Genomic DNA, 13,361 nt, shown 5'->3' on the forward strand with positions numbered 1-13,361 from the left:
ATGATTAGGGATGTACTAGTTAATATATTTGAGGTTAAGCCTTTGCCTATAAACTCTACTATCTTCCCCGCTGACTTTGAACTTGCGAAAAAGCGGCGGAATTATCTTAGTGCTATATCAGTGGCCTTGGGAGCTGCTAGCTTACTCTGGGCAAATAGGTATGGCCTTGGTGATGGTTTAGATATCCTTGCTTCTGAGATGTCTTTTGCTGCTAGTATGGCTAATGCAGTTAATTCTCATGCGGTAGCTAAATATGGCAGGTATCTAAAGGCTGAGGACTTCTACGAGGGTCCAGGTCAATCCTCCAGCGTCGAACTCGAGCCGGTAGTCGTTTAAGCCATCTGACATATCAAAGACATGGATCATTCTTTGGCCTTTTGAGGTTGGATGTCTTAAGCCTAGCTCTTTAAAGACTACTTCTTTTTCTTTCCACCGCATTTTGTGCGGAAAACATAATGTTTGTATATCTCCCTTTGCTCTAAATGAGCAGATTACATCGACTCGTTGATCAACTTTCTGTATTGTTTTCATACTGTTAAGGCCTCCATTGGTTAAAGAGTTAATTTTAAGACGAACGTGTGGCGTTTTTTGCCGATCTGGAGGTGATAACAGTGACCTAGGTGTGTATCCCTAAAATAAAAATCTTATAAAGGCTACTAACTAAACCTTAAGTAAAAAATAGGAGTGCTAGTATGTCTCAATGTTTAGTATAGCAAAAGTTAGGTAACTATATGAGCAATGCTAGTAAAATATCGACTGAGTGATTTTAAGTGGCTCATACTTTGAATATTAAGTAAGTTTATTGTGCTATTGAAGTACTAGTTCCCTATTAAGACCAGTGAGTTACTTAACCCTTTATATGTTTTATAGTGTCGATTTGATAAGAGTGAGTTAGATATAACTTTTTTGATTAGTTCATCTGTAAATCGTCTTGACCTTAGTAGTAATATTTCTGAACCAGATTCAATTATTGTATCTTTATTATTGTGGTGTATCCTAAGGGTTTGTTTAGTCTTTGCTTTTATTTCCACCTCTTGATTCTTCTCGTTCCAGCTAACACTTGGGTCTGATAGGCGAATGCCTATTCTTTTAGCTGTTGAACATACAAGTTTAAGCTCTTCTTTTAAGGAGTAGGATATTAAGAGAGAATCTTTGATGTCTGGTTGATAATTAGCTAAACCAATGAGGATTAAATCTGACTTGCTAGCCAGTTGCATCACATTGTTAAGTATTTTGCTAGGATCTTTGTAGTTACCAAGTGAGTTCCCTAGAATCATTACCAAATTGATGTAGTAAGGCTTCAACCCTTCTCTGAGCTTAGTTAGATCGTCTTTTTCAAAGTCCATAATATATACTTCAGTACTTATAGCTTTTATTTTTTTATCTATATTATTTTTGGCCAGAGATGCCATCTCTTTGCTTATATCAACTGCAGTGTATGTAACCTGAACATTCTGTTCAAGTATTTCTTGTAATATATCCTTCGCTGTTAATCCATTACCACATCCTATATCTATGATATTAATTCCTTTAACGCCCCGCTGAATCACGGACGCTATAGCGTTGTCTAAATTCTTCTTGATAAGAGTGTTCTCATCTGATGTATTGATATTTAACATCGACCATTTTTTACTTAGTGCATCCCAGTACTTAGCACCTTCCCCTAAATAAGAGTACTTACTCAGGATTTCCGATTCTTTAGACAGTGAGTTGTATAGATCTTCTTCACTTATGACGACGTTCTTCATAGCTCTAGAGTATAGCAAAACTCCTACTTTAACAGATGTTGATTAAATACTTATGCTTGGCAGAGACTCACGTACCCTATCCAAACTTTTTGAGGAGGTGGTTGAGTTGCCTGATGAGTGCAATCAGACACTGGTTAAGACTAAAGATATAATAGTTAATCCACAAAAGAAGTTTATCGTGGGGTTGAGGTACTAGCTTTTGCTATGAATGGCTTCTAAAAACTAGGGCGTGTTGGTCATAACCATCGCTAGAACTAGCTTTCAATACACCTTTTACTTTGGGATTTCTACTTAATTCTTTACCTATTCTAGTTATCTCAGGATTATCGTAAACATCAGCCAGTAAGTACGGAATTTGCAGAAAGGCTACTCCTCCTGGCTTTAACAAGTCTACTATGACCTGGGCTGCTCCAGAGTAAAATCTCGTAGGTAAGTACTGTAGACCGCCCACTGGCCTATGTAGAATTAAATCAAAGCCTCCGTTGGTATTTAAACTTGCCCATTCTATTATTTTTTGCCAGGTATCCCGATGCACTAAGTTTCCAGCAATATGATCTACAAGTGGGTTATACCTTGAAGCGGGGCATCTTCGGTCCTCGTAGTTTGTCAGCAGGCCCTTTCCTATGGCACCAATATCAATTAAGTCTTGTAGGGCAGCTCCGTTGCTCCCTCCTGCAAGATCCATCGCAGTATTAGAAGTGTCTTTGCCAATTATTTTTGTGACTACTCCAGGCCCTCGTCCTAAGCCAGGGAAATGAACATTAAAGAAGTAGCTGGATAGTCCAGAATCATTTACTGTCCACTCTCCATCTCCGCATTCATCTAAGAACTCTGCTTCCAAGGGCGTTTGTTTTATTCCGTCTAGAAAGGAAAGAGATGGGGCGGAGTGTTGATCAGAGGGCATAGGACACTTCTTAAGGCTGACTACCCTTCTTTTGGCTTGATGGTCACAGGCCCAACTGGTCCGAGTACTACGCCTGACGGTAGAGCTCTCCTGAGACGGTCAATTACTGCTTGGTCAAAAAGTTCTAGGTCTCCAGCGAAAGCTGCAAACTTTAGTTTTTGGTAAGGGTGAGATTGCCTAAAGGTTGTGGGCAACCCTAGCATATCGCGTATGGCGGTCTTCTCCCCTTCCATAAGATGTCCAGCTGGGTACATTGATGTCTCTATGTCTCTAAGTTTAATGTCCATACGTATCTTTCCAGTATCTGGGTGTGTAAAGAAGCTTAAAGATGCGTCAGAAGGATCTATGTAGCCAGTCGATGCTATACCTCCTAGCTTGCCTGTATTGGTTAGATGATCTAAGACTGCTTGAGTGCTAGCCTTAAATAGTTCCCCCCTCTCTTCGTCTGTGGTATCTGGCAGATGTGGGGCTAGATCTTTGTCTGGCACATATCTTACCGCTGGAGCATCAATTAAGGCTATGTGTAGGCCAGAAGGGAGCTCTTGAGTGAATCTTCCTATGGCTTCGGCACACCACACATCTCGACCTACTCGACCGATAGCGTATTGATTCTGGAAGGTACTCACCGTTTCTAAATCTGTCATAATCATCCTATATAATAACATCTTTAGGATAAAAGAGCAAACGTATACCATAGGCTGTGAGCCGAAGAATTATGGTTGTGTGACGTACCTCAACAGAGTAGCTCTACTTTTGAGTATCACTAAAAGTTGTCAAGGGTTAGGATGATCTTGTCCCACCGCGATTATTCTTCTCGAACTTTTCTGTATTAGCTCCTGTTTAAGGCAATAAACATGGGTCGAGAGTAACCTTAGAACTGAAAAAACACTGGTCTGGGTTCGTAAAAAATAATGAATTCCTCTCTGGCAGGGGTGATAGGACTCGAACCTACGACACCCGGTTTTGGAGACCGGTGCTCTAGCCAACTGAGCTACACCCCTCTACCTAAGAACTAATTATAACAGTTAAAAGAATTTACTGAACAGTTACTCCTGTAAATTTGTATTTTTGGAAGATTAAGATCTTACCATTTTTAACCGCTGAGGCTTTAAGATTAACTGCTTCGTCTTTTACGTTAAAGCATCTTAAGTTAGCTTCTTTCCCAGTTTCTGTACTTATAATTCCTCCTTTTAACTCACAGTCTCTAAGCCCATTAAGCTTAGCGGCAGTCTCGGCATTTTCGGTTTGGCCAGATTCTTTTAAGCCTTTATTTACAGCAGAAGTTATCCAGCTATTTTGTGCCCATGATTTTCCAAATACTACCCCAAAAACAAATATTAAGATGATAATGGCTAAGATAATTAGTTTCTTCATGAATTTGAACATTGTTTGATTGATTAAGCTTAAGTCTAACATAAAAAACCTCTTTTTTGAGGAGGTTTAGTTATGTAAGCATAAGATTATTGATTAATTTTATGTACTTTTTAGCCCAACTGAGTCTAGTAACCAGCTTAGGTTGTCTATATTAAAAATTAATCGGTATCTTCTTGTTTGGTCAAATAGGTCAAAGACTCTTCTTTCGCTGTCAGATTGGTCGGCATAGTTTATTCTAAATTTGTTGAAGGTGACCTGGTTCCCGCGGAACTCCATCTCTACCGGTTCGCAGATGAATCCTCCAGCATCCTCGTCTTCGAAGCGAGCTTTTACTTTTACTTGTTCGTTGATTTTTTGTGCTGTGCTCATAGTATCTTACCTTTCGTAAATTAAATTTGTTAAGTAATTTGATTCCTAAACTTGAACTTATCTATTGTTGGGAAAGGAGATGGCTTATTAATTAGAGAAGTTTTTTAGAAAGCAAAAACAGCCTGACGGTTATTTATCAAACTTTTAATTTTGCGCTTCTTGGCTCCTAAAAGCTTAGGCTGCTTCTCCGAGCACTAGAGAAACTCTTTCGGGAGGATTAACAGTGACCGTAAACTTACTGTAAGTTTTGGTATATTTCCTCTATCTCTTTTTGTTAATAAGCCTACAAGCTAAAAGTTTAACTAGTGCTTGTATCGCTAGATATAATTATAGACCTCAAAGAGCTTATGTTTCTAGTAGGTTTTGTTGTCTTTTGTGCTACAATGTTTAGTCGTTCTTTACTAGTCCAACATGCTGAGCATAGCAGGCTCCGCAAAGAGACTCGTAGGCTATATCCATTGAAGACCCATCGATAGCAACTTGGTCTCCCTCGAGCACAAACTCTCCATTGATTTTACGCCCATTAAATATTGCGTTGCTACCACAGCGACAAACAGTCCTTATCTCTTTAATTACGTGAGCTATTTCAAGTAGTCGTGTTGATCCTGGAAACCCCCGGGTTCTAAAGTCCCCCCTTAAGCCGTAGGACATAACTGGTATACCTGGATCTAAGGTTAGGGCAAAGAGTTGGTCTATTTGGTCAGGACTAAAGAATTGAGCTTCATCGGCAAATATACAGCCTATAGGTTCTCCTCCTACATGTTCTGGAATAGCTTGCCAAAGATCCATGTCTGGCGTAGCTACAAGATCTACCATCCTATCTATACCGACTCTGGAGGTTACCTTGTTTTCTCCCTTAGTGTCTGTACCAGGTTTGACTAGAAAGGGTTTCATTCCAATCTCTTCATAATTGTGTGCTGCCCTAAGTAGTTCTATGGTTTTGCCGCTGTTCATTGCCCCGTAGTGAAAGTATAGTTTAGCCATATGTTTAAGTTTAGCAAAAAAAACTCTAGTTTTCTGGTTGCATACCATAGGCCTTTTCGTAATCTGTGATGCCGCTATCTAAGCATTTTGAAAAGTTTCTGAGAATACCGATATTACCACCTCTTTTATTCTCAGCCTTTGAATCTTCAATAACTTTAATCTGTGTTTTTAGCTCGTTTTTGTCACCTTTAAGAAATGCAATTGTTCCGTTTACGTAGGCGTTCCAGCATTCCTTTTCATTTTCATAGCTTTTCTGAAAGCATTCAATGGCATCTTTGTAAAATTTAGTTCCGGCGTATCCAAAAGATTGGCCAGCGTGAAAGTAGAGTAAGTCAATTGGAAGGACTTCGCCACCAACTTTTCCTTTATTGTATTCATCAATTTTATTACCGCTAAGCTTAATGTATTGGAGAATTAGCTCAGCAATGTGTTCTTCACTTACTTCTCCAACTAATGATCTCCAGCCGTTAACAGCTTGATCAAATTCAACAGGATCCATCTCTAGGAACTTGCAATATCTTTTTTCTAACATGATGTTATTAAGTTTAGCTCAGGTCTGTAAAAGAATACAAAGCCACTAATGTGGCTATAAAATCCCTTATGGTGGAGCTGGCGGGAACTGCCCCCGCGTCCGATTAGTTAACTGATTGAATACTTTTCAACATGCTTATTTTTTCTTATTTTTTACGTTTAAAGAAGCTAAAGAAAAAAGAAAAATCTAAAATAAACGACGCTTTTCAAAGTTTAAATCTTAATGTAAGAAGCGTTACTCTTCGATCAAGATCGAGCCAGAAATAATATGACATCTTAAACTCTCGAAAGCCTGGCAAAAGAGAATAAGATGGCAAGCCTAAAATTTAGGCTGCTAGTGCGTAATCAGCTTTAAGAATTGCGATATTCTCGCGGATTCTTGCAGCGACTTCGCTAACTTTACTGTTTGCAGTTAAGTTGTCTTGCCCTGTAACGGTGAGCACACCCGACATGCATACACTCAATCTGTTAAAGTTCTATCCGTCTAGATGCTAAAAATGCTTCAGCCCCATCTATACAGATATTAACATAAACCTTATCTGTTTGTAAATGCTGGGCTTATGCTAATATAGTTTTTAAATATAGTCTTTGAACTTATCTCCTTAATAAATACCTAAACAATCCAAAAAGAAATAATACTATGACTATTTCTCAAAAAAAGAAACTTGCCAAGTCTGTCACCACTTTAATACTCATAGTTATCGGAGGATTTTATCAGCTTAAAACTAAAAACAATAACTTAGATACGAGTCAAGTTGGATATTATGATGTGGTTAGTATTGCCGATGGGGACACTATAACTGTAGATATGGAAGGCAAGAAAGAGAAGGTTAGGTTTATTGGAGTTGATACACCGGAGATATACCATGGTGGAGATACCTCTCCATCTGAATGTTATGGAGAAAAAGCCAAAGCTTATATTGAGGCCGCAATAGACAATAAAAGAGTTAAACTTGTGGCAGATGAAAAAGGATCTAATCGTGATAAATACGGAAGATTATTAAGATATGTTTATAATTATCAAAACTTAAGTTTAGATGAAACTCTGGTCTCTGAAGGATATGGCTTTGCTGTTGATGGGTTTGCGTATTCAAAGAAGCAAGAATATTTAAGCTTAATGAATGATGCTGAGAATAATAAAAAAGGTTTGTGGGCGATTTGTAAAATTGATAGGTCTAAAGGTTACCCGGAGGTAGCTAACTGATAATTATTTTTTTAGCTTTAGGGGTGACTTTGCGGCCACGTGGGGTTCTTTCTATTAAGCCTAGCCGCATTAGGTAGGGTTCGTAATAATCCTCTATTGTTCCCTTTTCTTCGGCAGAGGCGTGAGAGAGTGTGTCTAGGCCAACTGGGCCTCCGTTAAACTTTTCTATCATTATCTTTAATATCCTTCTATCACTTGCATCTAGGCCATGCTCGTCAATCTCTAGCATATTGAGTGAATCTAACGCAGTTTTTAAGTCTACATCATTTGGGTTACCATGTACTTGGGCGTAATCCCTTACTCGTTTTAATATTCTATTAGCAATTCGAGGTGTTAGTCGAGATCTTTTTGCGATTTCTGTAGCTGCATCATCGCTAAGTTTGAGATCCAATACCTTCGCACTTCTTTTTAAGATATCCGCAATCTCATCCTCTTTATAAAAGTCTAATTGATGCACAAGTCCAAAACGATCTCTTAGCGGCGCTGCTAAAGATCCAGTCTTGGTCGTCGCCCCGATAAGTGTAAATTTAGGCAGATCAATTCTAAGAGATTTAGCACTTGGACCCTTACCTAAAACTATATCTAAACCAAAATCTTCCATAGCAGAATATAGTACCTCTTCTATAGCTGAGCTAAGGCGATGGATTTCATCAATAAATAAAATGTCACCTGGCTGAAGTTTTGTAAGCATACTTGCTAAGTCCCCGCCTCGCTCAATAGCAGGGCCGGCTGTTATATGTAGATTTGCTCCTAATTCTTTAGCAACAACTCCAGCCATAGTGGTTTTACCTAAACCAGGAGGACCGTAAAGGAGCAGATGGTCAATAGTCTCTCCTCTACTCTTAGCTGCTTTTATGGCTAATTCTAAGTTTTGTTTGAGTTTTTGTTGACCGATATATTCTTTAAAAGATTTAGGTCTAAGATTTAGTTCATTTTTTATGTCAATAATTGTCATGTCATTAGACGTATTAACGTCAGACTTAGTTGAATCATCAATGTTATTAATGTCTTCGGGATCAAGTAGTCTATCAATTGCCATTTGTTTTTAACTAATTCTCGAGTATGTCCTGATTTTGTTTGAGTTCTTCTGAGGCCTGCTTTAAATACTCTCCTTCTCTACCAGGTTGAATACCAAACTTTATAAACTGATCACCGTTACTCAATTCAAGAGCAATAGTAACTTTTGTGCAAGGATCTTCAAAAGTGGCAGCACACTCTTCCGGCTCAGCTATGTAGCTTATTAATTTTTGTTTATCTTTTGGATCACTTAAAAAATCCTGTCCGTTCTCACTCAAATATTGATTGAATAATTCTTTACGCTTTTCTTCATTTTGGAATTGCTCATCATTAGGGAATGTTCCATTTCTATCCACTAAAATCATTAAATTCTCTTTTAGCGCCGTTACTCTGGCTATTCTTTGCTCATCGTAAACTTTGTTTTGCATTGATGCTCGTGTACTAAGGGCCCATAAAATTGAACACAATACTACAGATACTATGAGTAACAACTCAAAGACTGTTAAGCCTCTAAAATTATTGTTTTTTACTTTTTTTTGATTCTCATCCATTAAACTTAAGTATAACAAAAATTTTAAGTTTACAGCCTGGCAATTAGTACCTCTAAGCTGTTAGAATTTAGTTAGTATGACAACAGATAAGCTACCTGATACTAATAATACTGATTTTGAAAAAAAAGATGTTAATCCTCCTCAACATAGTTCATCGGAGCAAGTTATAAAAGATTCTAGTATAGAATCACGGTCTCATGGTTTTAAAAAGCTCAAGTTTATTCCTGAAAGTAACAGTACCAAAGTAATTTATTTGGTAGCAGGATTTGTTGGACTGATATTAATACTTCTGTTAATTCTTATGCTAAGCGGTGGTGGGTCATCCAATAAAAAAGTTAATCAGAAATCAGATCCTGTAGTTATTAAAGATCTCGAAGCAAATAATAACAGTGAAGGATACGTTGATTCGGCTCCAGCAAACTTTGGCGAATTTAGCCTTAATCTCAACTTTTCTCAGCCAGAACTAATAAAGTCGCAATTATCTGAAGTAAACTTAGGTCAACAGGTATCTTGGCAAGATGGTTTTGCCATTCTAGCTGCTTCCGTCGACCGTGATTATCGCCCTGCTTCTGAGTACGATTATAAAAAGGTTGCTGAAGCAGGAGATGAATTCGTAAGAGTAAATTTTTTGGTTGGTAACGCCTCCTATAATAATATGAATATCGGATATGATGACTTGGCGTTATATGCTGAAGGAGCTGGTTTAAAGAAAACCGAACCGGAACGGATGTCTGACGATACTTATTCACCTAGAGATGGGCAAATTTTAGGAGGTAAACAAACTCAGAAAATATCGTTACATTTCAGGGTGAAGAGAGGGCAATCTTTTTATATAACAAAGTCAAAATCTTTTACTCAAAATAACGCTAAAGTTAAGAATGGTGAGGAGAAAAAACCTATATTAACTTTAAGGATAAATCTATAATTATTAATAATGGTTAAAATTAAGCTAAATTCTAAACTACTTTCGATCCCTGTACTATTAGGACTTCTTTCTATGTCTCCATATTTTGTAAATAGATCTTACGCTTTTAATGAAGATAATATTTATAATCAAGAAATTGGGAGCAAAATAGTATCTAGATGCGATATTATTAAAGAATATCTATCAAAGACTGTTAGGATAAGTGAGCTTGCTGCTAGGCAAAATAGAGTTAGGGGCTGGGAATATATATTACGAAGACTGGACAACCTTGAAGAAGGATATATTAGGTTTAACGTTGATCATAGCGAGCTTGCTTCTGCTCTGGTCTCTTTAAGACAGCAATTAGAGCAGTTTAAAGTTGATTTTGAAGCATACGATGGTGAATTCCAAAGATTATTATCTGTAAGTTGTAAGTTAGATCCACAAAACTTTTGGAAGCAGTTAGAAACGTTAAGAAGCTTTAGGTCTGGAATTGCTCTTTCTGCCGAAAATTATACAAATAATTTGAATAGTGCGATTTCTGTGGAGGATAAAAAATGGTAAAAAAGATTAAAAAGATATTGCACAAGTTGGCAAAGTCTACAGGTATTAAGCGTCATCCACATGAGCATCATTCCTTTACGCTTAGAAGATTAATTTTATCTGCCTGCTTGTTTAGTTTAGTTATTGTCAGTATTTCTAGTTGGTTGTTTTATAAGGATCCACGGAGCAAGTACGATCTCGTAAGACCTGGTAGGCGTGAGTTACCAAACTCATTTAAGGCAGAAGAAGACTCTAGTATTAAATTTGAGTCAAAAGATGACATTAAGGTTGAGATCCAACATATTCAGAGTCAATTAAAGAGTTTAGATACTTATGGTAATTTTACTAATGATGCTTTAAGCAATGATAAAGTTTTGCAGAATTATTTGGATCAGCCAGTTTTAGAACAATAACTCCGTAAAGGTTCTGCTATAATTATTTTTTAAGATGTTAACTTTAAATCACAATTTTTTGTAGTTTCATAATTATTACCCCTTGCGGGGTTAATACTTTACTGCTTAATGTAGAGCTTATAAATAGAAGCAAAAATTTAGTTTTAATAATGAATAACAAAATGACACTCTCAGAAGAACTAACTTGGCGAGGATTTGTTCACCAAACTACATTTAAAGATATAAAAGAACTAGACAAACAAAAACGAACCTTTTACCATGGTTTTGACGCTTCAGCAGACTCACAAACGGTGGGTAATTTGGCGGCTATGATGTTCGATGGAATTCTGATGAAACACGGGTTTAAGGCTATTTTACTAGCAGGAGGGGCAACTTCTTTAGTAGGCGATCCTGGTGGAAGGACTTCAGAGAGGCAGATGCAGGCGGAAGAAAGAATAAAAAATAATGTTGAACGAGCCCAAGAGGAGCTGAAGCGAATACATAGAGGAAAAGATTTTACTTTAGTAAATAATATTGATTGGACTAAAGACTTAAAAGTCCTAGACTTTTTAAGAGACATTGGAAAGAACTTTGGCGTTGGTGATTTAATTAAGAAAGATTTCATTGCCAGTAGACTTGGAGAAGGGTCTGATGGAATAAGTTATGCTGAGTTTAGCTACACTCTCTTGCAAGGTATGGATTACCTTCATTTATTTGATAACTACGGTGTAACTCTACAGATAGGTGGTTCTGATCAGTGGGGTAATTGTATCTCTGGAGTTGATCTGATTAGAAAAACTAGAGGGAAAGAAGCTCATGTTTTATCACACATCTTAGTTGTTAATAAATCGACTGGTAAAAAGTTTGGTAAAAGTGAAGAGGGTGCGGTTTGGTTAGACCCTAATAAAACTAGTGTGTTTAAGTTTTACCAGTTCTGGTTGAATATGGATGACGAAGGAGTTGGTGATTACCTAAAGATCTATACAGAGATTACGCCGAATAAGTTCAATAAGCTGATGGCAGACTTTAAAATAGATCCTGCTATGCGTTTAGCGCAGAAGTTTTTGGCATATGAGGTCACTAAGACTGTTCATAGTGAAGAAGCGGCAAATAGAGCTAAGAAGATGACTGAAGTTATATTCGATGGAAGAAATGTTGCTGAACTTAGTGATACTGAGTTTAAAGAACTTGCTGAAGAACTACCCAACTCTAATAAAGAGGATTTACTAGAGTTCTTGGTAGATACTAAACTTGCAGAGAGTAAAAGTGCTGCCAGAAGACTTGTTGAGCAAGGATCTATTCAAATTAACGGTATTAAGGCTAATCTAGATACTAAGTTTAGTACTGAATCATTAGTTAAAAAAGGTAAGAACAGCTTTGCTGTTAAACTTTAGCGACTAAGCTTAACTGGTTATAAGGCTTGTGATTCTAGAAGTAACGATTTGGCTTGCTCTAGAGCGTCCTGCTGGAAAGAATATAGACTTGCTACATTAACTTTGTAGTTTTCTTGGATATTGACTGATGTGTTACCAAATGACTCTAGGTATAATTTTGCTTTTTCTTGATCTTCAGCTGATAAAACTCCTGTTTTTCCAGTTAAAAGTACAATTATCCCATCTTCTAATGAGTCCATTGATTCAGTACATATTGTAGTTAAAGCCTTACTTAAATCATCAGAACTTTGACTTAAATCTCCTGGCTTTTCTACTTCTTTTAATAACTTTATAGAAGAATTGCATTCTGTAAGTAATGTATTAAGGTCGGTATTTAATTTTTCTGCGGCAATTGTTGTTAGATCTGTCTGCGCTAGTTCATCTAGTTTCGCTACTACATCAAATGAAGTCGATAAGACCGCTATGTATTCAGGATAGTCTGAATACTTTTCTTGATAAGCTTTAATCTTTTCTTTTAAGTCTAAGGTGGATTTATTTGCTTGTTTTGCCTTTTTATAATTTGGGTTTATATCTCCTAAGAATACTGTACCAAGACTACTGGAGTTACCCTGAGCTACTTTTAATTTATTGAAACCGGATGTTAGTTCTGCGCTATTAATGGGTTGCTCACTCAACGCTGATTGAATTTGAGATAGTGCCTCGTTAAATCCTGAATTTAAATAAGCATTTTTATAGCTTTGGGCAGCCTTGTTTCCAAAAAAGAATATATATACTCCCAATGCAATTAATGATAATACTATAAAAATAGCTAAATATATTAATATTTTTTTTAATTTAGCGTGTCTGTTTCTTTTTTTTGTGGCAGGTTCTTCTTGAAAAAGTCTATCTGCTTGCTGGTCTGACATTTGATTTTCAGTGTTTGTACTTGGAGATTGGTTAGTGCCAACTACTTCTTTTATCTCTTTTGCAACAGGGCTGACAAATCCATCCATTTTACCAGATGCCGATGTTTTAGAGGGCTCTGTTTGAGCAAGTGTAGATTGACCCATATCAACTGCATCCGTAACCTCATTACCAATGCTTTGGGCAATTTCAGGAGTATGTTCTGAAATGTTAACTGGAGCTGGTGGGCTTGGGTTTGCAAGTTCTTCTGCGGCTGGACTCCCTGCTGGAGGCCATGCTTCTACAGGGCGCTCTGGAGTGGGGGCTATATTCTGTGCGACTGGTTCAGGTCTACCAGTTGCTACGGGTTGGTTACTGTTATTTTGTTGAGCTTGTGGTTGGGGAGAAACTGGGTTTGGATTAGGAGGAATTATTGGAGGTTGTTGTGGGTTTGGTTGTGCTGGTTTATTGGCTAAAGGGTCCATATTTATTTAATCCAATTTAATGTCATTTATTAAGCTTAAGTTTATAATACTTGTTTAACAGTTATCAAGCTATAATTAA

The 13,361-nt window shown here is 37.2% G+C and carries 16 protein-coding genes, 1 tRNA gene and 1 other RNA gene; 6 read left to right on the forward strand and 12 right to left on the reverse strand.

What is annotated here, in order from left to right:
* Positions 1–336, forward strand: coding sequence for a hypothetical protein (locus H6799_02400; GenBank protein USN97204.1), 336 nt, complete (start codon positions 1–3; stop codon positions 334–336).
* Positions 337–818: 482 nt separating this feature from the next.
* On the opposite strand, the gene H6799_02405 is transcribed toward H6799_02400, so the two are convergent.
* The 9 genes from H6799_02405 to ssrA all read right to left on the reverse strand — a co-directional run bounded on the left by H6799_02405 (position 819) and on the right by ssrA (position 6,420).
* Positions 819–1,748 carry an L-histidine N(alpha)-methyltransferase gene (locus H6799_02405; GenBank protein ID USN97205.1) on the reverse strand — a complete coding sequence of 310 codons (930 nt, stop codon included), beginning with the start codon at positions 1,746–1,748 and terminating at the stop codon, positions 819–821.
* Between the two features lie 202 nt (positions 1,749–1,950).
* On the reverse strand, positions 1,951–2,652 hold the full coding sequence (locus H6799_02410; protein ID USN97206.1) for a hypothetical protein: 702 nt from the start codon (positions 2,650–2,652) through the stop codon (positions 1,951–1,953).
* Between the two features lie 20 nt (positions 2,653–2,672).
* Complete coding sequence (locus H6799_02415) at positions 2,673–3,296, reverse strand: hypothetical protein (protein ID USN97207.1); 624 nt, start codon at positions 3,294–3,296, stop codon at positions 2,673–2,675.
* 280 nt (positions 3,297–3,576) lie between these two features.
* Positions 3,577–3,653, reverse strand: a tRNA-Trp gene (locus H6799_02420).
* 34 nt (positions 3,654–3,687) lie between these two features.
* Positions 3,688–4,068 (reverse strand): hypothetical protein, encoded by a 381-nt coding sequence (locus tag H6799_02425; GenBank protein USN97208.1) that lies wholly within the window; start codon positions 4,066–4,068, stop codon positions 3,688–3,690.
* Positions 4,069–4,125: 57 nt separating this feature from the next.
* Positions 4,126–4,395 (reverse strand): hypothetical protein, encoded by a 270-nt coding sequence (locus tag H6799_02430; GenBank protein USN97209.1) that lies wholly within the window; start codon positions 4,393–4,395, stop codon positions 4,126–4,128.
* Between the two features lie 387 nt (positions 4,396–4,782).
* Entirely contained in the window at positions 4,783–5,379 is a 597-nt protein-coding gene (locus tag H6799_02435) for a thymidine kinase (GenBank protein USN97210.1), read from the reverse strand.
* Positions 5,380–5,404: 25 nt separating this feature from the next.
* On the reverse strand, positions 5,405–5,911 hold the full coding sequence (locus H6799_02440; GenBank protein ID USN97211.1) for a hypothetical protein: 507 nt from the start codon (positions 5,909–5,911) through the stop codon (positions 5,405–5,407).
* Between the two features lie 69 nt (positions 5,912–5,980).
* Positions 5,981–6,420, reverse strand: a transfer-messenger RNA (tmRNA) gene (gene ssrA / locus H6799_02445).
* A 130-nt stretch (positions 6,421–6,550) separates the two neighbouring features.
* On the opposite strand from ssrA, the gene H6799_02450 reads away from it, so the two are divergent.
* Complete coding sequence (locus H6799_02450; protein ID USN97212.1) at positions 6,551–7,114, forward strand: thermonuclease family protein; 564 nt, start codon at positions 6,551–6,553, stop codon at positions 7,112–7,114.
* Here the strand turns inward: H6799_02450 and ruvB are convergent.
* Both ruvB and H6799_02460 read right to left on the reverse strand, forming a co-directional pair.
* Positions 7,107–8,069 carry a Holliday junction branch migration DNA helicase RuvB gene (gene ruvB / locus H6799_02455; GenBank protein ID USN97847.1) on the reverse strand — a complete coding sequence of 321 codons (963 nt, stop codon included), beginning with the start codon at positions 8,067–8,069 and terminating at the stop codon, positions 7,107–7,109. The two genes, H6799_02450 and ruvB, sit on opposite strands and share 8 nt — an antisense overlap.
* 94 nt (positions 8,070–8,163) lie before the next feature.
* Complete coding sequence (locus H6799_02460; GenBank protein ID USN97213.1) at positions 8,164–8,682, reverse strand: hypothetical protein; 519 nt, start codon at positions 8,680–8,682, stop codon at positions 8,164–8,166.
* 76 nt (positions 8,683–8,758) lie between these two features.
* Here H6799_02460 and H6799_02465 point away from each other — a divergent pair, with 76 nt between their 5' ends.
* From H6799_02465 to H6799_02480, 4 genes are all read left to right on the forward strand, one after another.
* Positions 8,759–9,607: a hypothetical protein gene (locus H6799_02465; protein USN97214.1), complete on the forward strand. Its 849-nt coding sequence runs from the start codon at positions 8,759–8,761 to the stop codon at positions 9,605–9,607.
* A gap of 9 nt (positions 9,608–9,616) precedes the next feature.
* Positions 9,617–10,150, forward strand: coding sequence for a hypothetical protein (locus H6799_02470; GenBank protein USN97215.1), 534 nt, complete (start codon positions 9,617–9,619; stop codon positions 10,148–10,150).
* Positions 10,144–10,542 carry a hypothetical protein gene (locus H6799_02475; GenBank protein USN97216.1) on the forward strand — a complete coding sequence of 133 codons (399 nt, stop codon included), beginning with the start codon at positions 10,144–10,146 and terminating at the stop codon, positions 10,540–10,542. Before H6799_02470 ends, H6799_02475 begins: the two co-directional genes overlap by 7 nt.
* A gap of 149 nt (positions 10,543–10,691) precedes the next feature.
* Positions 10,692–11,915: a tyrosine--tRNA ligase gene (locus H6799_02480; protein USN97217.1), complete on the forward strand. Its 1,224-nt coding sequence runs from the start codon at positions 10,692–10,694 to the stop codon at positions 11,913–11,915.
* A 17-nt stretch (positions 11,916–11,932) separates the two neighbouring features.
* Here H6799_02480 and H6799_02485 read toward each other — a convergent pair whose 3' ends face one another.
* Positions 11,933–13,282 (reverse strand): hypothetical protein, encoded by a 1,350-nt coding sequence (locus H6799_02485; protein ID USN97218.1) that lies wholly within the window; start codon positions 13,280–13,282, stop codon positions 11,933–11,935.
* Positions 13,283–13,361 lie beyond the last annotated feature (79 nt).

It is taken from the genome of Candidatus Nomurabacteria bacterium (assembly GCA_023898665.1).
In the GTDB taxonomy this organism is placed as follows: domain Bacteria; phylum Patescibacteriota; class Saccharimonadia; order Saccharimonadales; family HK-STAS-PATE-42; genus HK-STAS-PATE-42.

Coding starts and splice junctions, on each gene's coding strand:
- H6799_02480 (USN97217.1), top strand. CDS start 10,692: ATGAATAACAAAATGACACTCTCAGAAGAACTAACTTGGCGAGGATTT.
- H6799_02435 (USN97210.1), bottom strand. CDS start 5,379: ATGGCTAAACTATACTTTCACTACGGGGCAATGAACAGCGGCAAAACC.
- H6799_02460 (USN97213.1), bottom strand. CDS start 8,682: ATGGATGAGAATCAAAAAAAAGTAAAAAACAATAATTTTAGAGGCTTA.
- H6799_02415 (USN97207.1), bottom strand. CDS start 3,296: ATGACAGATTTAGAAACGGTGAGTACCTTCCAGAATCAATACGCTATC.
- H6799_02485 (USN97218.1), bottom strand. CDS start 13,282: ATGGACCCTTTAGCCAATAAACCAGCACAACCAAACCCACAACAACCT.
- H6799_02470 (USN97215.1), top strand. CDS start 9,617: ATGGTTAAAATTAAGCTAAATTCTAAACTACTTTCGATCCCTGTACTA.
- H6799_02475 (USN97216.1), top strand. CDS start 10,144: ATGGTAAAAAAGATTAAAAAGATATTGCACAAGTTGGCAAAGTCTACA.
- H6799_02440 (USN97211.1), bottom strand. CDS start 5,911: ATGTTAGAAAAAAGATATTGCAAGTTCCTAGAGATGGATCCTGTTGAA.
- H6799_02400 (USN97204.1), top strand. CDS start 1: ATGATTAGGGATGTACTAGTTAATATATTTGAGGTTAAGCCTTTGCCT.
- H6799_02430 (USN97209.1), bottom strand. CDS start 4,395: ATGAGCACAGCACAAAAAATCAACGAACAAGTAAAAGTAAAAGCTCGC.
- H6799_02465 (USN97214.1), top strand. CDS start 8,759: ATGACAACAGATAAGCTACCTGATACTAATAATACTGATTTTGAAAAA.
- H6799_02450 (USN97212.1), top strand. CDS start 6,551: ATGACTATTTCTCAAAAAAAGAAACTTGCCAAGTCTGTCACCACTTTA.
- H6799_02405 (USN97205.1), bottom strand. CDS start 1,748: ATGAAGAACGTCGTCATAAGTGAAGAAGATCTATACAACTCACTGTCT.
- H6799_02410 (USN97206.1), bottom strand. CDS start 2,652: ATGCCCTCTGATCAACACTCCGCCCCATCTCTTTCCTTTCTAGACGGA.
- ruvB (USN97847.1), bottom strand. CDS start 8,069: ATGACAATTATTGACATAAAAAATGAACTAAATCTTAGACCTAAATCT.
- H6799_02425 (USN97208.1), bottom strand. CDS start 4,068: ATGTTAGACTTAAGCTTAATCAATCAAACAATGTTCAAATTCATGAAG.